Origin of the sequence: Haliscomenobacter sp. (assembly GCF_040403615.1) — a bacterium.
Classification (GTDB): Bacteria; Bacteroidota; Bacteroidia; order Chitinophagales; family Saprospiraceae; genus Haliscomenobacter.
Window position 1 is genome coordinate 1 of record NZ_JBBAKG010000114.1, and the last position, 17,326, is coordinate 17,326.

Annotated in this window: 21 protein-coding genes; 8 read left to right on the forward strand and 13 right to left on the reverse strand. The window is 46.7% G+C overall.

The genetic code is table 11. The features are described 5' to 3' along the window. Nucleotides 1-96: 96 nt before the first annotated feature. Both ABW391_RS24570 and ABW391_RS24575 read right to left on the reverse strand, forming a co-directional pair. Nucleotides 97-744 (reverse strand): hypothetical protein, encoded by a 648-nt coding sequence (locus tag ABW391_RS24570; RefSeq protein ID WP_353484551.1) that lies wholly within the window; start codon nucleotides 742-744, stop codon nucleotides 97-99. Between the two features lie 88 nt (nucleotides 745-832). Continuing rightward, nucleotides 833-1,387 carry an outer membrane protein gene (locus tag ABW391_RS24575; RefSeq protein ID WP_353484552.1) on the reverse strand — a complete coding sequence of 185 codons (555 nt, stop codon included), beginning with the start codon at nucleotides 1,385-1,387 and terminating at the stop codon, nucleotides 833-835. 134 nt (nucleotides 1,388-1,521) lie between these two features. Here ABW391_RS24575 and ABW391_RS24580 point away from each other — a divergent pair, with 134 nt between their 5' ends. After that, nucleotides 1,522-1,920, forward strand: a complete 399-nt coding sequence (locus ABW391_RS24580) for a hypothetical protein (protein ID WP_353484553.1) — start codon at nucleotides 1,522-1,524, stop codon at nucleotides 1,918-1,920. A 10-nt stretch (nucleotides 1,921-1,930) separates the two neighbouring features. Here ABW391_RS24580 and ABW391_RS24585 read toward each other — a convergent pair whose 3' ends face one another. After that, on the reverse strand, nucleotides 1,931-2,308 hold the full coding sequence (locus ABW391_RS24585) for a bactofilin family protein (RefSeq protein ID WP_353484554.1): 378 nt from the start codon (nucleotides 2,306-2,308) through the stop codon (nucleotides 1,931-1,933). Nucleotides 2,309-2,546: 238 nt separating this feature from the next. On the opposite strand from ABW391_RS24585, the gene ABW391_RS24590 reads away from it, so the two are divergent. After that, entirely contained in the window at nucleotides 2,547-4,649 is a 2,103-nt protein-coding gene (locus tag ABW391_RS24590; RefSeq protein WP_353484555.1) for a TonB-dependent receptor family protein, read from the forward strand. A gap of 124 nt (nucleotides 4,650-4,773) precedes the next feature. Here the strand turns inward: ABW391_RS24590 and ABW391_RS24595 are convergent, their stop codons facing one another. From ABW391_RS24595 to ABW391_RS24605, 3 genes are all read right to left on the reverse strand, one after another. After that, the gene (locus ABW391_RS24595; RefSeq protein ID WP_353484556.1) at nucleotides 4,774-5,556 is read right to left on the reverse strand and encodes a hypothetical protein; all 783 of its coding nucleotides are present in this window, start codon (nucleotides 5,554-5,556) and stop codon (nucleotides 4,774-4,776) included. A 99-nt stretch (nucleotides 5,557-5,655) separates the two neighbouring features. Beyond that, nucleotides 5,656-6,006 (reverse strand): DUF6488 family protein, encoded by a 351-nt coding sequence (locus tag ABW391_RS24600; RefSeq protein ID WP_353484557.1) that lies wholly within the window; start codon nucleotides 6,004-6,006, stop codon nucleotides 5,656-5,658. Nucleotides 6,007-6,021: 15 nt separating this feature from the next. Then, nucleotides 6,022-6,807: a HupE/UreJ family protein gene (locus ABW391_RS24605; protein WP_353484570.1), complete on the reverse strand. Its 786-nt coding sequence runs from the start codon at nucleotides 6,805-6,807 to the stop codon at nucleotides 6,022-6,024. Nucleotides 6,808-7,070: 263 nt separating this feature from the next. Here ABW391_RS24605 and ABW391_RS24610 point away from each other — a divergent pair, with 263 nt between their 5' ends. Then, nucleotides 7,071-7,412: a hypothetical protein gene (locus tag ABW391_RS24610; RefSeq protein WP_353484558.1), complete on the forward strand. Its 342-nt coding sequence runs from the start codon at nucleotides 7,071-7,073 to the stop codon at nucleotides 7,410-7,412. A 264-nt stretch (nucleotides 7,413-7,676) separates the two neighbouring features. After that, nucleotides 7,677-9,926 carry a PhoX family protein gene (locus ABW391_RS24615; protein ID WP_353484559.1) on the forward strand — a complete coding sequence of 750 codons (2,250 nt, stop codon included), beginning with the start codon at nucleotides 7,677-7,679 and terminating at the stop codon, nucleotides 9,924-9,926. Between the two features lie 136 nt (nucleotides 9,927-10,062). On the opposite strand, the gene ABW391_RS24620 is transcribed toward ABW391_RS24615, so the two are convergent. After that, nucleotides 10,063-10,278, reverse strand: coding sequence for a hypothetical protein (locus ABW391_RS24620; RefSeq protein WP_353484560.1), 216 nt, complete (start codon nucleotides 10,276-10,278; stop codon nucleotides 10,063-10,065). Between the two features lie 113 nt (nucleotides 10,279-10,391). Further along, nucleotides 10,392-12,023 carry an O-linked N-acetylglucosamine transferase, SPINDLY family protein gene (locus ABW391_RS24625; protein WP_353484561.1) on the reverse strand — a complete coding sequence of 544 codons (1,632 nt, stop codon included), beginning with the start codon at nucleotides 12,021-12,023 and terminating at the stop codon, nucleotides 10,392-10,394. A gap of 65 nt (nucleotides 12,024-12,088) precedes the next feature. Here ABW391_RS24625 and ABW391_RS24630 point away from each other — a divergent pair, with 65 nt between their 5' ends. Both ABW391_RS24630 and ABW391_RS24635 read left to right on the forward strand, forming a co-directional pair. Continuing rightward, nucleotides 12,089-12,319, forward strand: a complete 231-nt coding sequence (locus ABW391_RS24630) for a toxin-antitoxin system TumE family protein (RefSeq protein ID WP_353484571.1) — start codon at nucleotides 12,089-12,091, stop codon at nucleotides 12,317-12,319. After that, nucleotides 12,319-12,672: an HVO_A0114 family putative DNA-binding protein gene (locus ABW391_RS24635; protein ID WP_353484562.1), complete on the forward strand. Its 354-nt coding sequence runs from the start codon at nucleotides 12,319-12,321 to the stop codon at nucleotides 12,670-12,672. The genes ABW391_RS24630 and ABW391_RS24635 overlap by 1 nt, the downstream gene beginning before the upstream one ends. A gap of 450 nt (nucleotides 12,673-13,122) precedes the next feature. Here the strand turns inward: ABW391_RS24635 and ABW391_RS24640 are convergent, their stop codons facing one another. Continuing rightward, nucleotides 13,123-13,494 (reverse strand): helix-turn-helix domain-containing protein, encoded by a 372-nt coding sequence (locus ABW391_RS24640; protein WP_353484563.1) that lies wholly within the window; start codon nucleotides 13,492-13,494, stop codon nucleotides 13,123-13,125. 12 nt (nucleotides 13,495-13,506) lie between these two features. Further along, nucleotides 13,507-13,806: a type II toxin-antitoxin system HigB family toxin gene (locus tag ABW391_RS24645; RefSeq protein ID WP_353484564.1), complete on the reverse strand. Its 300-nt coding sequence runs from the start codon at nucleotides 13,804-13,806 to the stop codon at nucleotides 13,507-13,509. A 373-nt stretch (nucleotides 13,807-14,179) separates the two neighbouring features. Between ABW391_RS24645 and ABW391_RS24650 the strand changes: the two genes are divergently transcribed. Further along, nucleotides 14,180-14,800: a class I SAM-dependent methyltransferase gene (locus tag ABW391_RS24650; RefSeq protein WP_353484565.1), complete on the forward strand. Its 621-nt coding sequence runs from the start codon at nucleotides 14,180-14,182 to the stop codon at nucleotides 14,798-14,800. A gap of 116 nt (nucleotides 14,801-14,916) precedes the next feature. Here the strand turns inward: ABW391_RS24650 and ABW391_RS24655 are convergent, their stop codons facing one another. Continuing rightward, nucleotides 14,917-15,744, reverse strand: a complete 828-nt coding sequence (locus ABW391_RS24655; protein ID WP_353484566.1) for a peptidylprolyl isomerase — start codon at nucleotides 15,742-15,744, stop codon at nucleotides 14,917-14,919. A 209-nt stretch (nucleotides 15,745-15,953) separates the two neighbouring features. On the opposite strand from ABW391_RS24655, the gene ABW391_RS24660 reads away from it, so the two are divergent. Further along, the gene (locus tag ABW391_RS24660; RefSeq protein ID WP_353484567.1) at nucleotides 15,954-16,850 is read left to right on the forward strand and encodes a hypothetical protein; all 897 of its coding nucleotides are present in this window, start codon (nucleotides 15,954-15,956) and stop codon (nucleotides 16,848-16,850) included. Nucleotides 16,851-16,896: 46 nt separating this feature from the next. On the opposite strand, the gene ABW391_RS24665 is transcribed toward ABW391_RS24660, so the two are convergent. Together ABW391_RS24665 and ABW391_RS24670 are read right to left on the reverse strand one after the other, a co-directional pair. Next, nucleotides 16,897-17,070: a hypothetical protein gene (locus tag ABW391_RS24665; RefSeq protein ID WP_353484568.1), complete on the reverse strand. Its 174-nt coding sequence runs from the start codon at nucleotides 17,068-17,070 to the stop codon at nucleotides 16,897-16,899. Further along, nucleotides 17,070-17,285: a hypothetical protein gene (locus ABW391_RS24670; RefSeq protein WP_353484569.1), complete on the reverse strand. Its 216-nt coding sequence runs from the start codon at nucleotides 17,283-17,285 to the stop codon at nucleotides 17,070-17,072. The genes ABW391_RS24665 and ABW391_RS24670 overlap by 1 nt, the downstream gene beginning before the upstream one ends. Nucleotides 17,286-17,326 lie beyond the last annotated feature (41 nt).

Sequence of the window (17,326 nt, forward strand, 5' to 3'; positions counted from 1 at the left end):
TCAGAAGTGTTCAATCAATCTTTAAAGCGCGTTGCGCTTCGAACTTGAATCCGCCGTACAAATTAAGTATTGATACAAATTGAATTAACCTTCAATCTATTCATCACGCTCTTGTATATCTTTGAGTTTTTGATTGGCATGTTGTAGATTTTTCTTAATGCGACGAATTTTTGCTTGCAGCTCATCTTCAACCAATGCGCCTGAATCCTTGCTGACTGAATTGACCTTAAGTTGCTTGCCAGGCTTTATCGCAGAGCTTCGAGGTTTTCGGGCAATGCCTAGATTTTGAATCACAGATGATGCGCTTATAAGTTGAGCTGTCGATCTTGTGGGGACGGTCTGGCTAAAGCGAGCGAAATGGTCAACGATATGGGTATTGTCTATGTGCGCTGTGTTTTCTTGCATGACACCGTTGGCGCCAAAAAACTGATGGGTGATTATTGGCGCATCGTCTTCAAATTTTTGCCGGTTATCTGAGATAGATTTTTGGCTGCTTATTTGCTGCCTATTTTCATGCACATGGTCTTCGTTTACGCGGTGAATTCGATCTTTAATATGTGTTTTTTCCTCGGCAAAAAAATCATCTTTGATGATGGGTTTCGGTATTGAGCCAACATCGTCTTGAAGATCAACAGTTTTTATTTCGCCTTTTTCTAAATCGTACTTAGGGCTAACAGCATTGCGGGTTGCTGGATTAAAGCTAACTTTGTGCTGGACTACGCTACGGACAAGTTTGCGACTCATATTTTTTTGTGAGATAAGTTGCAGATCGTCTAAGTATATTCACTGCGCTTCATTATGTGCAAAGCAAGCTTTAACAAGTGCGAAGTAACTAAAATTTGTACCTGATACCTATACCCATTGATGTGTTCTTGTTCGTTTCGGAATCGCCTTTTTTCGTCCACACATACTCAGAAGAAATTCCCCACTTGGGATTGATGTTGTAAGAAATTCCAAGACCATAAACTGTCTGCGCGTAGCTAGAGTCTGTCGATTTTTGTGACACGGAGGTTTTGACAACAGTTGTTTGTGTTCCAAACTGCCTACCTAACTTTGCATAACCACCCCATGAGGCATTGAATGCGATGAATGGGCGAACACCTAAGCTGTATCCATTTTTTATTTTGACCGAATAAGTGACAACGCTTGTTGGTGTCAGGGATGAGTCACTGATGCCATCAAACGCATTGGCTTCCAATGCTATGTTGTCAGTCACCAAATAGGCCAGTCCTAATCCAACAACTGTGGGCTTGAAGGTGCCGAGATTTTTTGAGGACTCGTCTTTGATAGAGGGTTGTATAAATGAGATGCCACCAAAGACATCACCTACACTTTGCGCATTTACTTCTAAGGCCACCACCAACAATAAGACTAAAACCAGTTTCATGACTTAATCCATGTGTTTACGTGAGAAATGATAACAATTTACCACCCATTTAACTATATTAATTTTGACATTTATGAATAATGGTCATTCAATTAGGTGTTAATGTTGTTTGAATTGGCAAAATGAGTAGAAAAATGACCAATCAAAAAATAGTTTTTGATGTTGCTGAACAACCTGATAAGTCAATGGGAGAAGCCATAAAGGCTGTTTGCTTAATGGCCAGTTTTTTCGTCATTTTCAGTTTGTTTGCTTCGCATGCAAACAGTCAAAATTTATTTGGCAATCCCAGTTGTAGTAATTGGAAGACTACCAGCAATATTGAAAAAACCACCTGGCTGAATGCCTTTCTGGCCCCGTTGAATTTGACCAATATTTCCAGAAAAAAACTAACAGAAAACAAATTCAGCAAATTACCATCGCTGGATACGGCCGTTCAATACGTAGATAATTTTTGCGAATTCAATGCCGATGAATTTGCCTCTGTGGGGGCCATTCAATTTTTAGAAAAGTTGACAAGCGGCAGTCAACCGTGAGGCTAATTTATCAAGACTTGGTGCTGCTCATATTCCCAATAAATTGGCCACCGCGCTCAATGTCAATTTCTGAATAAGTAAGTTTTCCTGAAACTTTTCCAGTCTTGAAAATTTTCACCAAACCTTTGCAATTGATATCGTTTTCCAATTGGCCATGCACTTGTATTCCCTGAGCCTGAACTTTTCCTTTGATGTTCCCTTTTGGTCCCACTTCTAGTTCTTTGCAATTAATTTCACCAGATATGTCACCATTTATCTGAGCAAATCCTGGCACATTGATCGTGCCAACGAAAGTAACTCCATCGGGTATGAACAAATCATTGTTGAGGCTTGAAACATTAGACATATTGATCATTAAATTGTTTGGATGCCTGACATCATATTGCAAGTACCGTGGGAGGATGATTTCTTTTTTCTCAAAAATATCAACTTTTTTATTGTAATTACTGGCCAATAGAGTACTGAATGGCACTTTGTATCAAATGCCAGCGAAATGATCGATGAGTTTTTCATGTTTTACGGAATTTCTGATGGAAAACCCCTGCATATATTAAGTTAATGCGAATCATTCTTATTCGAGTTAAGATTTCCTCACTTTTTGAACTTAGTGAAAAATCATGGCATCAATGAAGCAAGAACCATTGCAAAAATGGTCGTGTCCTTCACGACTACTGCTTGCAATTGCCTATACATACATAGGTATTTCTGTCGGCCATGCACAGGAAACCTCCCCAGAAGTGAGCATGGCAACGGTATTTGTGATCGGCGGGGAAGAAAAACTCACAAGTCTTGGTGGTGCAGGCCAGATTCTTGGGAAGAAGGAACTGGAGGACTCCCACGTTTTCACTGTCAATGAAGCATTGCGTAAGGTGGCAGGCGTACATGCACGTGATGAAGAGGGCTTTGGCTTACGCCCAAATATCGCCATGCGTGGCTTGAATCCGATACGGTCCACCAAGATTACCTTGCTAGAGGATGGGCTTGCATTGGCCTATGCACCTTATGGGGACAACGCTAGCTATTACCACCCGATGGTAGATCGCTATGAGCGAATTGAGGTGCTCAAAGGCGCAAGTTCTCTGATGTTTGGCCCACAAACAGTGGGTGGTGTGGTGAATTACATCACCCCTGCACCTCGGCAGGCTTTCGGCGGTTATGTACAGGGTGTCATAGGTAATCGGGATTACATCAACTCAAAGGTGAGTATTGGCGGAAAAGGCTTGAACTTGGATTACGGACAAAAGCAAGGTGACGGCGCACGTGAAAATATGGCTCACAAACTGGATGACCTCAACATCAAGTACAGCACTGAACTCAGCGAGCGCCAAGCCATTACGTTACGCACAAACATCTACAAAGAAGACTCAGTGCAGACCTACTCAGGGCTTACGCAAGCTGAATTCGATAATCTTGGGTCCAGCTATAACCCGTTTAAAAATGATCGTTTTGAAGCTCAGCGAACAGGCTTATCGATAACCCATGATTTTCTTATCAATGACCAAACAAGCTTGATCACCAGCGTGTATTACTCTAAGTTTGATCGTGACTGGTGGCGTCAGGCTAGTAATAGTCAAGATGGGCAATGTGCAGCACTCAACCCATCACGTTTAGCTGGCATTGCCATCAATCCGGACTGCTGTAACTCCATCCAAGGGCGTCTACGTAGCTACGAAACTTGGGGAATCGAACCGCGAATAACTGTCACGCATAGTCTGGGGGAATTTCAAGCAGGTGCTCGCATCCATTTTGAAGAACAAAATCGCAAGCAGATCAATGGCACTTCGCCGACAGCAAGAAGCGGAACATTGGCTGAAAATAATTTACGAAACACCAGCGCGTACTCTGGATTTATGGCTAATCGCTTTGAGATCGGAAAATTCTCCATCACGCCAATAGCCCGCTATGAGTCTATAAAGGCAGAGAGAAATAACCTTCTGACATTACAAAAAGGAGAAAACAACGTTTATGCCTTTACGCCAGGGTTAAGTGCTACTTGGAACCCAACGGATTTACTGACATTTTTTACAAGCCTGCATAAAGGGTTCGCACCACCCCGTGTAGAAGACTTGATAGGCAGTACAGGCACGGTCACCGACGTCAGCAAAGAGAAATCCAAGAACTTTGAAATAGGTTTTCGACTGCAACCCATGAAAAGAGTTTCTTTGCAAGGCGCCTACTTCCGTAACGCCTACGACAATTTGATTGCGGTTGGATCAATTGCAGGTGGAAGTACACCACTGTCACAAGGCAAGGGCTTGTTTGAAGGAGTTGAACTTGTAGCGAGTGCGGATTTTTCAACAGGCGTGTTTAGCCGACTGGCTTTTACATGGCTTCCTACCGCTGAACAAACAGAAGCCTTTCGTAACGTCTCTACAGGCGCAACAGTGAACTCACAAGGAAAGCGTCAAGCTTACGCACCAGAAGATACGTTAACAGCTGCCGTGGGGTATGAGATGGGAGCCTACAAAGGGGAACTAGAAGCCCAATATGTGGGAAGCCAGTATTCCGATTTTGCAAACACGGTAACACCGACAGCGGATGGACAAATGGGAGAAATCGCGGCCTACACCGTGTGGAATGCCGCTCTCAATTACCGTGTAGATAAAGCACTGTCGGCATTTGTAACAGGGAAGAATTTGCTCGACAAAACTTATATTGTTGACCGTACACGTGGCATTTTGGTAGGTATGCCACGCTTGATTCAGATTGGTGTCAAATATGCTTTCTAAGCATTGAGCAATACCAAATATCATCCGCAATTTGTGATCATCCAAGCTTTTTCTAAATCTGTGACGCACTGATGCGTTTGGCTATTAGAAAAAAATCGGATAGAACTAAACATTAGATGGGTTTTCATGAGCTTACCCATGTAGAAATTCCCCAGAGCGCAATATAGAGTGTTGATCCTAGAAGTAATACAGCAATTGAAAATGAACCTATGAATTTTGCTGCAAACAAACCCCATAGCGGTATCAACTGCTGCGCATGGACACCAAGAAAATGTGCAGGGCGAATGTCTTTGTAGAAATGCCAGCCCACAATGGGTAATCCTTGACCTGCTGGCGGTTGATTGCCACCCAACATGAAGCCGCTGATGGTGGAGAGAACAAAGGTCATGGTCAGTCCAATGATCACGCCCATAGTTTCAACAGACATGTCTGCACCACGTTGCTCTTTCCAAATTTCCCATGCCAACCAAGCCTGTGATGCGGTCAATCCAACAGCAGCAATCGCCATGACGCCAAACATGAATGCATGGAATGGGTCGCTGACGTTGTAATGGGAAGCAGAGGCTTGAGAAGCTTGATAGCCGATGTAAACCACTTCGAATAAAGAGGTTGCTACCAGCAACGCGACAATCCAGCCAAAGACTTCAGTTTGATCGACACTTGAATTTGCAACCTTGAGCACCCAAACTGTCGTCAATGCAAACAAGAAAGTTGAGGCCATGAACTTCATGGGTTTCACCCAAATACCAACTTCGCGAATGAAGCGGTGATCATTTAAAGACCAAGCATATGTGAATAACAGGGCAGCAATCATGATCAATGCATAGGCCAGCAGAAACTTAGATGCCCAGCTGAGCGACTGCCACTCTAAAGCAATCCAATCCTGATATTTGTACAAGTATTTCATTTAAATTGTTTCAACTATAAGTTAGGCATTATTGAATGGCTACTTAATTGGGGGCATGCCAATGCATGCCCTAGCTGGTACCTTGCTCAAGAATTCAGTTTATTTACCAGTGTGATTTGCAGCAATGAAATTACCTGATTCAGAAAAAAACAAGTACAAGTTTATTTTTGATTTGTCAGTGAAAGCAGGATTGCTGAATATGACTCTCCACTCTTTGCCTTTTTCTCCATCAATGGTGGTGATTGATTCATGTTTGATGGAACCCCAGCCGGAGTCAATCTTGCCACGTGCAATCAATTTCCCCTTTCTCTGATCAGCGCACTTCAAGACTGTTTCTTTTGCTGCAGGTTTATTTCCGTGGAAGTGGCAATCATCTCCACCACCAGCAAATACTGATTGGGATAAAGAAAAAACAAATGCGAAGCTGATGAATTTAAAAAATAGTTTCATTGTTATTCCTTTGAATTAAAGTGAATTTCGAGATGATTTGGTTGCATTTTGGATTTCCATATCCTCATGGATATGGCGGTGCTCTTCTACAGGGAATCGAAACATTTCAGCATTGGCATCATGTTGATATCCATGTAATTGAACAAACAACAAATAGATACCTGCCACCATCAGGCCCAAATTAGCGAAATAACTAAATCGCAAAAATGAATTTGATTTTCTACAAATCGCCAAGACACCCACCATCACAATGAGAGCGGCAATTTGACCGACTTCCACACCAACATTGAAGCTCAAGATGCGAAGCAACATTTGCCACGCATCCTCACCAAGTGGAAGTTGCTGCAATCGGGTGGACAAGCCGAAGCCATGTAGTAGTCCAAACGCAAAAACAATTCCCAGTAGATTTGGTGACGGCATATTGAAATGTTTTTGAAATCCACCGTTGTTGTCAAAACCTTTGTAGATCACGCTGACTGCAATGATGGCGTCAACCAACCAAAAATTCCATGTGATTTGGTAATAGGTTGCAAAAACCAGTGTGATGCAGTGTCCGACTGTAAAGGCGGTCACAAACTTCACAATGTCTTTGAAGGAGATTAAGAAAAAAACCACTCCAAGCAAAAACAGGAGGTGGTCGTAACCCGTCAGCATGTGACTGGCACCCAGTCCAACATACTGCAAGTAGCCACCATCCAGCATGCGTTGTTTGTCCTCCTCACTGATGCCGTGTGCAAAAGTAAGTAATGGTAACAGCAGAATCAAGAGCCCACTCTTTATTAATGAAATTTTTATTTTCATAGTGACCCTTTCATGTAAAAAATGATAACTGACAGCAAAAGACAAATAAACATTTGTCCGATCTATTTTGTCACGGACAAAATCAATACAGTAATCAAGTTTGAAATAATTCAAAAACAAATCCAAGACGCAAACAAGCATTGGCGGCTTTTTTTATCTGAAGTACCGTTACGTCAAGCAGATTTGTCCTTGGTTACTCAATGTCTGAATGCCAATTTATAGACATCAACTGAAATCAACGATACTAAAAAGTAAAGTTTTATATGGCTAATGTTTACTTGAAATTTCTTCAAAATATTGCCGCACATGAACCGATTCAGCTCAAGCAAAATGCGCTAAGCCCAACAGCAATACTTTTGCTTAATGCAATAGCAGTCAAAAAATTTGAACAACAGTTTTTGAACGTAACTCAAACATTGGGACTTCGCGAACTTGGAAGTCCTGCAAATTTACACCGTAAATTAGATGAACTGCTAGAAGCAGGAATGATTTCACTTTCATACAATGGGAATAATCGACGCACAAAATACATCAATCTGACACAAGCCGCGACAGATTATTTTCAAGCTATGTCAAAAGCCATGCTAGAAGCAGTCGAGTGTTGATGATTGAAACTATTTATTAAGCGTCTGTCGCACCACGCAACACTTATGTATCGTTGTCTGACTGACTCCCAATTCTTGCGCCCATGCCTTTATAGCCGCACTGATGTATTCAGGCCGTTGTCGTAGCGAACGACTGCTGGCTTGCCCCGCTACGAATCACCCGCTCAGATGGCCCCAAAAATCCCCTGAATTTCAAACAGTCATCAATCCGCAATATTAGGTTTCTAAACCCTTTTTAACCACTCGAAGCAACAGGAGAATTTCGTGAAGCAAGATAATCCATTAACCAAACCCATTCACTTCAATGAAGTTTTAGAAGCGGCTGTGGCTGACCCCTCAAGACGCCAAATTCTTCGCGGCGGTTTGGGACTTTCCGCTTTGTCATTTTTAGGATTAGCTGGTTGTGGCGGCGGCGGCGGCGGCGGAACCTCTGTTGCCAATGCGCTGAACTTTACTGCCACGCCTTTGAACGCCACATACGACGGCGTTTCTGTTGCAAGCGGCTATCAGACGCAAGTTTTGTACAAGCTGGGTGACCCCATCAACACAACTACCCCTGCGTATTCAAACTTAGGAACCGAACCGTCCGCATCATTTGATTTCCGTGCCGGTGATCATCACGACGGCATGTATTTCTTTGGTTTAGGTGCCAATGGCAAATGGGATGAAGATGTCTCTGACCGAGGAATTTTGTGTATCAATCATGAAGCGATCACCCCTCTCTTTTTGCATCCCAACGGCCCTACATTGAGTTCAGGGACAGGGACAGACTTTAATACTTATTTAAATAACACCAGAAATACTGCAACCAGTGCCGAAGAAGTTCAAAAAGAATTCCGCTTGCATGGTGTCAGTATCATTGAAGTAGTAAAAGTTAATGGCAAGTATGAAGTCAACAAGGCCTCTGCTTTCAATCGCCGCATCACCACGCTGACTCCCATGGTCATCAATGGCCCGCTCAAGGGTCATGCATCACAAGTAACCAAGTACTCGCCCACAGGCAACGAAGCACGCGGCACTCTAAATAACTGTGCATCGGGTTACACCCCATGGGGAACCTACCTGACCTGCGAAGAAAATTGGGCTAACTACTTCAGAAAAACAGACTTAACAGGCCGCACTGCCAATGAAATAGCCTCTGAGTCACGTTACGGCTTATCTGGTTCAAATGCCGCAACTGGCCGCGAAGGTTGGTCTCATGTTGGCGCTGGGGACGATTACGCGCGCTGGGACCTCAATATAAAAGGTGCAAATGCTGCTGCTGACTTCCGAAATGAAGCCAATACATTCGGATTCAATGTGGAGATTGACCCCTTCAGCCCGACCAGCACACCGCGCAAACGTACCGCCATGGGCCGCTTCAATCACGAGGGCGCATGGGTTGGGCCAGTGACCGTGGGTAAGCCAGTTGTTTTCTACATGGGCTGTGATGCTGAAGATGAATACATTTACAAATTCGTCTCCACTGCAAACTGGAGTGCCTCTGACATCAACGGTGGTTTGGCTGCAGGCGACAAATATTTGGATTCAGGAAAGTTGTATGTAGCTAAGTACAACAGCAACTTCACAGGTGAATGGCTGGACTTGACCGCTGTTTCGACCGGAACACAAGCTGTTGGATCACTGACATTCACTTTTGGTAATTCGTCTGATGCTTACTTAAACACCCGCTTGACTGCCGACAAAGTAGGCGCAACCCAGATGGACAGACCAGAATGGGGTGCTGTGAACCCTAGGAATGGTGAGGTGTATGTCACGCTAACAAAATCTGATAGCAAAAGGCCTGTTTTAGAAGTTGATGCTGCAAATCCACGCTCTCATACCGACAAAACTGGCACAGGTCAAGGACGCTCGACGGCTGGAAATCCCAATGGTCACATCATCAGATGGCGTGAAGGCAGCAGCAATCCTGCGGCCTTGACATTTGAGTGGGACATTTATGTCTTTGGTGCCGAAACTGACGACATCGGCAAGGCAAATGTGAACTTGTCCGGCTTAACGGCTGAAAACTTTTTGTCTGCGCCAGACGGCCTGTGGTTTTCACACAAGACAGGCATCTTGTACATCCAAACCGATGACAGTGCATTCTTAACTGAGGCTGATGGTGGCAGCACTTGCATGCTGCTGGCCGCTATCCCTGGCACAGTGGGTGATGGCAACACAGTAGATGTGGTCAATTCTGTTAGCGGAGTCACAAAAACTGTTACTACCAAGGTTGGTAAAGTGGGCCAACTCAAGCGCTTGCTGACAGGGCCCATCGGGTCTGAGATCACAGGTATCACCGAAAGCTATGATGGCAAGACTTTGTTTATCAATATCCAGCACCCTGGTGAAAGTACCACGCTGGCCAACTTAGCCGCACCAGATAGCAGCTGGCCCTATGCCAACAGCACCACCCCAGATGGCAACCCACCAACATCGACCACTGCCAAAACCAACCGCCCACGTTCTGCAACCATTGTGCTTACCCGCATAGATGGTGGGGTGGTCGGAACGGACTTCACTTTGTATTGATTTAAATCCGCCCTTAGGGCGCTGGTCAGGACTGTTCAGGTCCTGCCAGCGCCTTTTTTGCTTTATTTGGTGAATAAAAAGAAAGATTAAACGGATTCAAGTACGCCTCTTCCCCTGCCCCCTGCTCAGCAGGGGATCAGTTGAATTTAAGCGTATCGCTAGCAGGCATGGCGGGCAGTGCTGATTGCAAGGCTTTGGCATAGGCCATTCGGGCGGTTTGGTAAGCAGCAGTTTGGGCTTGCAAGCGGGCCAGTTCTTGGTCGCAGAACTGGAGGCTGATTAACTGGGCCTTAGCTTCGTCTGAGAGTTTGTCGGTGTCGTAGTCAATCTCGTCGATTTTGATAGTGGTCATTTTTGGTTTGTCTCGTAGTTAAAAATAAGTTCAGGAAGATCTTACTTGCAAATGTCCGCATCTCTGACTGCGCCATGGGCGTAGAAGTGTTCAATGTTATGGGCCGATTTAGGTCAGGACTTTTGCATTTCTTGTATTTTAATTTTGTCGTGAAGTTGGTAAAAAGCCTGCTCTAGCTTCTCTGTAAAACCGTGCACATCCATCAACGGGGATTTGCGCATTGTTTGTCTTAGTGTTGCTCGATTAATTGCTAATGCTGTGAGATCTGCAGCTAATTCCTTGGCTATTCTGACGTAATCGTGCTCATCTTTGGCTACCCAATGCGTTTTACCGATTGAAGTTAAAAATGCAAACGTCTGGCGACTTACTACATTGCTTTGTGGAAACGTGATCACAGGCACACCCATCCAAAGCGCCTCGCAGCTGGTGAGTCCTCCAGTGAATGGAAAGGGGTCAAGGGCTATATCAATATCTGCATATTCTTTAAACATATCGACATGAAACGACGCTGGGCGCAGCTCTATTCGGCTTGCGCTGACCCCTCGGTCTTCAAAAGCTTTCTGAATGGAGTGACATAACGGTTCGTCCACCAGTGTGCGCCACTTCAACACAAGGCGTGCGTTGGGGACAGCTTGCAGTACCTTTGCCCAGACGTCAAATACTTCTGAATTCAGTTTGCTTGTGTTGTTAAAACTTCCAAAGGTAATGAAGCGAGATTGCAAGCTGGGTAGCGGTGACACCTCAGGCGCCCAAGGCACGGGCTGGTAGCAAAGCCGCCCGCCTTCTAAACGAACAATTTCCTCGACAAATTGTTCCTCTACACCTTGTGGCGCATGACACCCATCCAAAAAAACTGCATCCATGTAGGGCAAACCTGTCGTTGCAAAATAGCCAAGCCATGAAATCTGTACAGGTGCGGGTCGTTGTGCAAACACGGTCAGGCGAGAACCTGCGGTGTGACCTGAGAGATCAACCAGCACATCAATTTGGTCTTCTCGTATCAAACTTGCTAATTCAGCGTCGTTCAGGCCAGAAACATCCCGAAACTTGCAAGTAGAACTTATTTCATGCGTAACCCAGTCAAGCACTTGGCCGCTTGAGTATGCAAACACCTCAATGAAATGCGACCTATCAACGCGGTCTTGATACATGTGGGCCTTGAGAACGTCCTTGACGAACAACCCCACCGTGTGCTGACAAAAGTCTGCAGAAACATAACCCACTCGAAGCCCAGTATTTCCATTTGTCGCGATCTGGCCAAGTTGACGAAAAGGCGGTCTGACACTCGATCCACCAGATTGGGCGATTGCCCATTCACCCCACGACTTTGCAAGGGTCAACCGTTCGGTATCAGCGGCGGCGGGGTTATATTGCTGATTAACCAAGATGTTGCGTCGCACCATTGGGTTGTCGGGCAGCTGCGTTTGCAGCTCTGAATACAAATCATTGGCAAGCTTATGCTGTCCAAATTCTCTTGCGCAATTCGCCAGATTTAGCTTTACTCGTAAATCATCCGGTCTTAATGCCATCACACGCTCAAAAAAATGACGGGCACTGCTTATGAAACCCACATTCAGCAACAAAACCCCAATATCCAGCAACGCTGATGGGTCATCTCCATGGTCATGGGCCATTTGCGCGCAAATGTTTTGCACACCCTCAAAGTCTGCAACTTGGGCTTGGGCGCTGGCCAAAGCTAACTTTCTTTTCCACGGCGCTTCAGAAGAAATGGGTGATTGATTCATAGTTGCATCAGATTATCCAAGTAACCTTTAACCAATGAGACAATCATGCTAACCCTGATGGTTCTATCTTGGAGATAGTGATTTGGAAAGTACCCAAGCCTGTGCCACCCAGCGAGCATGGCTACAAATACAGGGCTGTTTATGTGGTCAATGGGGTTCGCGTAGTTGGCTTTGACAACGAGCGCGGTAAGGGGGATCACTGCCACTTGGATGATAAAGAGACGCCTTACGCTTTCACAAGCGTTGACCAATTATTGGAAGACTTTATTGCAGCCGTAGAAACTAGGAGAGCATAATGACCCAGAGAAACTTGACCATTACTTTGCAGCCAGACTGGAAAGCTGCCATTCGCACAGTGGGCGTTGCAGCCAAAGCAGATACATATCAAGGTGAATTTCTTAACTTTGAAACGCCAGCGCAGTTCTTTGGCCAGTTGTCAGAAAAGCGGTGGCACATCGTTCGAGCTGCACAGGGCAAGGGCGAGATGCCTGTGCGTGAGTTGGCGCGGGTGGTCGAGCGTGACGTGAAAAGGGTGCACGACGACGTTGTGATCTTGGCTGAACTTGGCCTGCTTGAGCGAACTGAAGGTGGTGGAGTATCCTGCCCTTACACATCCATGCACATCGACATGTACTTACAGGCAGCCTAATTCATCTCACTGAACCAACCGAACTTGCGCAGCAGGGCTTGCCGACAACATCGTCACTCCCTCCAAGTCAGACCAGCGATATTTCAAAGCACAAGGGGGACCGACTCCACCGCCTCTTGACACCCGCACGAAATGATGTCCATTTTGGGCGTAACGTTAAGCTTTGATCCCCCCAATCTGAACAAACCCTAACCTGTGTAGGATTTCACTCAACCAGCACATCACTACAACGCCAAAGTAGGTGACAGAAACAAACAACTGTCATCGACTTCTTGTGTCTCCACTACTCACCACCTTGTGCACTATTACCTACCCTTATTGTCATCTTGACCATCACATCCAAGCTGTCATGCTTCGCGCAATACGGGGGATTATTTTTCAACTGGCACCCCTACCGTTGGACGCACAAAGAAAACCCGTTTACCGCCCTCCAGAGCGCTTCAAATGGCATCAAGTCTGGCCTGCTTCCTGTATCAAGCTCTGAGCCGGTATACCAAGGCCGCTGTGGAGCTTACGGATCATCCCAATGGTCAATGAACGCTTACGGTTAAGAACCTCGTAGACGCGATTGCTTTTACCGATCATTGGCTCCAAGTCTTTAGGTTTTAGACCCTGCTGCTCCATGCGGAACTTGATGGCCTCAACAGGGTCTGGCAGTGCCATTGGAAAGTGTTTTGCCTCATAGGCTTGAACCAACGTCACGAGCACATCTAAACGGTCACCTTTAGGCGTTCCGATATCTGGATCTGTCTCCATCAATTTGGAGATCTCAGCCAAAGCGGCTTTGTGGTCTTTAGCGGTGCGAATAGGTTTGATATTCATGGTGACTCCTTCTTACATTTCCACTGTTTCTGCTTCAACTGCGTCATATTCCTTGTGCGTACCAATGAACTTGATGTAAAAAACTCCAATTTTGTACGCCACTGCAACAATTAGCCTGTATTTGTTACCTTTGATATTGAAAACAACTCGTCTTTTCTTGAGAATACTTGCGCTGGCATACCTCTCTTTGATATCCGCTGGTTGCTTCCAGTTTTCGGACAATACCTCGTCGTACCATGCCAGTAACGCCTGTTCGGTCTCTGGATTTTTGATCCAGTATGTCCGCAATGTTTGAAGTAAAACGATTCGCATAAAACATAAATATAGTCCCATATTGGGACTCAGTCAAGAAATATTTATGGGGTAGGCGCACACTCGGAGCAAGGGGTGCTGTGCCTCTAATTCCAGAGGGTGATCAAAAGACTCCCTACATACGATGTCAGTGCCGTTTGGCCTGCATCAGACCTGAACGGGACACCTAAAATCAGGGCATAAAACCTCAGTCGCTGCATGGTGATGCGGTTTATTTCACGGTCTAGGCGGCTATCAAGGCTGTTGGTAGAAGATTTCCCAGAGCATGCTGGGGCAGGGGTGCTGTTGCAAGAAGTGCTGGTGCGGGTGCCTAAGATTAAGATATATATTTGTATGGCATCCTAGCGAATGCCTCCCAACACCATCAAACTCAATGTCGAATATCGATCCTAAAATTCTGCTCAATGTCGGCGCTGGCCACCCCAAAAGTGGCGCTCGGATTCCAGATGCCTTTCAATCTGCAGAATGGAAAGAAGTCCGCCTCGACATCGACCCCGCCAACGAGCCCGATGTTATAGGGACGATGTTGGACATGTCGGCGATGCCCAGGGAGAGTGCCGATGCCATTTACTCAAGCCACACCATCGAACATCTCTATCCGAATGAAATTCCGCTGGCCATGAAAGAGTTTTTGCGCGTACTCAAGCCGCAAGGTTTTGCTGTGATTACCTGCCCGGATCTCCAAGCCGCTGCCGAAATGATCGCTCAGGACAAGCTGATGGAGGTGGCCTACACCACCGGCTCGGGGATGGTTGTTACCCCTTTCGATATCGTCTATTCGCACCGTGAATACACAGGTCGCGACAAGCCCTTCATGGCCCATCACTGCGGCTTTACCCTCAAGGTTTTGAATGGAACATTAAGGTCCAACGGCTTTGCCTCGGTTGCCGGTAAGAGGCGGGCGAGAGGGCTGGACCTGTGGGTTGTGGCAATGAAGGAGCAAACGGGTGAGGACGCGCTGCGCGAACTGGCCACAAAGGTGTTGCCGTCTTAAATAAAAATAGCAGGAAGGCTGCTGGTACGGGAGCCCTCATCCTGCGCTTAACCTAGCGCTTTCATAAAGATACTTATATAACTATTGGGCAATTTTTTGCCGCTACAGTGGATTGATCATTGCCTCTGCTGTGCAAAAATTAGGGTCACATCGGTAGTAGGAACATTTTCGTTAATCCCTACAGTGGCCGTGGGCAGGGCGGCAATAGAGTCGATCACGTCCAAGCCGCTAAGAACTTTGCCAAAAACGGCGTAGCCGGGCGTGCTGGCACTTTGATAATCAAGAGCAGTGTTATCACTCAAGTTCACAAAAAACTCTGATGTGGCCGAATTTGGCTCGGAAGTTCTGGCCATAGCCACTGTGCCGCGTTTATTTTGAAGGCCTACGTTTGACTCTAGAGTAATAGCGGACTTTTGCCCATCCTTCTTGATCAAGTCTTTGGTGTAGCCACCACCTTGGACCACAAAGCCAGCAATAACGCGGTGAAAAAGAGTATTGCGGTAAAAACCGCTGTTCACGTAGTCCAGAAAATTATTCACGGTTATTGGTGCTGCCTGTGGATTTAACTCCAGCTCAACATTGCCCAAGGAAGTGGCTAACAAAACTCTAGGCAATGGCACCATCAATGTTGCACTGTGTAGTCTTTCGCCATTGGCTGCCCGAATCGTTATTGTGAGGGGTCCAGCCGAAGTCACTTTGCAAGTCAAGATGGCCTGCTCTGGCCCACTGTTAGCGCTAAACGCTGGTCCGGTACAAGTTCCAGTTTCTGCCACCATATCGGATCGCATGTATTTTCCTGCGACCAAGATCACCGCCTCTTGGCCGTAACGCAGCGTTGTTGCCTGAATTTGCGATACAGACGGCTGAAAGCCATCACTACCACCACAAGATGCAAGTAATAAAAGAAAACCAAATTTCACTGCATTTAGACTAATGGCCCGCATACCTACGCTTTCAATTATTGGTGCAACTCTCGCCTGTTCTTGGCCGCCGAACTGGTTTGCAACCTAACCGGCTATTAACTTCGGGTAAATTGTACTTTGCGGCCGACAGCTATCCGGCGGCAAACTTCTGCCGCTTTGGCTCGTTGAAGTCCGAAAACAGATTGGCACCAAATGTGCTTGATGTTTTCATATCCTCATTTGGAGCCAACATGAGCACCATTTCTTCAGTTAACAACCAGCCATTGGGCTATGTGGCCCCCTCTTCCGTCGATAGCCCGGCAGTTAGCAACAATTTTGGCCAAACGCTGGCTGTGGCCCAAGCCCCTAAGTCGTGGCTGACCACAGCAGAGACTTCACAGGCCCACAGGCCGAACATCAAAGAGTTTATGGACCGCTTAGGAGCGCCCTTTCTGGATGCCTCGGAGTTGATCTATGGGGTCGTAGGCTCCAACACCGATGTGCGTGACTGGTCAGCCATCATGGCCACCGATGATCCGATGAGCGCAGCTCGGCAAGCTACAGGCCAGATGTATGGGCGCACCGAAACCACTCCTCGAACCGACGCCGTCTACATGGGGGCAAGTGACACGGTGGCCAAAGAGGGTAACTTTGCGGTACGACTGCTCAAGGACGAAAACAACAAAGTGCTGGACCAGGGCCTCAAGCTAATTGATGCCCAAGGTCTGCTTTTGCGCGATGCAGGTAGCAACCCAGAGACCATCGCACGCAATGCATGGCTGTTTGGCTTTGACACACAACCCTTGGCCAAACTGGCGCAAGCAGCCGCCAGCGTTTCACCAGACTTAGGCCGGGCCGTTCAACAAGCCAGCATCACTGCGCCAGCCGCCAATACTGCAACAGCCGTCCCCCAAGCCCCTGTCTTGACCATGGCGGCAGAAAACGTCAGCCTGCTTAGTTTGACTGGATTGACTGCGCAAACCACGGCGCAAACCACTGCGCCAGCTAAGGTCGAGCCATTCGTCACAGCTCAAAAAGATGATCAGGCGACCAGCCCATCGTTGCAGCAGGTTCTGCAAGAGGCTGCAGCCAATGCGTTTGTGCACCTAGACAGCGCCACCTACCTGAACACCCTCTTCAAGGGGTAAAAAAGCTCCGCAACAGCGAGGATCCATGCTAGCCATACTGGGCTAATCAAATCACCAACAACACCGCCGCCCCCGCCTGCGGCACACCCACCACCAGCACCTCGGTGGCGTTTTCATCGCTCACGTGCAGATACACCCCTTCTTCCAAAGGAATCCAGCCGATGGACTCGGCTTGGATGGCAGCCAGTTCTGCCGAGAAGTCTGACTCGATGGAGGGCATCAGTTGAATTTAAGCATGTCACCTGCAGGCATGGCAGGCAGCGCTGATTGCAGGGCTTTTGCATAAGCAATACGGGCGGTTTGAATGGCTGCTGCTTGCGCTTGCAGGCGCTGGAGCTCTTGGTCGCAGAACTGGAGGCTGACTAACTGGGCCTTGGCTTCGTCAGAGAGTTTCTCGGTGTCGTATTCGATGTTGTCGATATTGATGGTGGTCATGGTTATGCAATCTGTAGTGCTTTAAGGATATGTAATTGTTT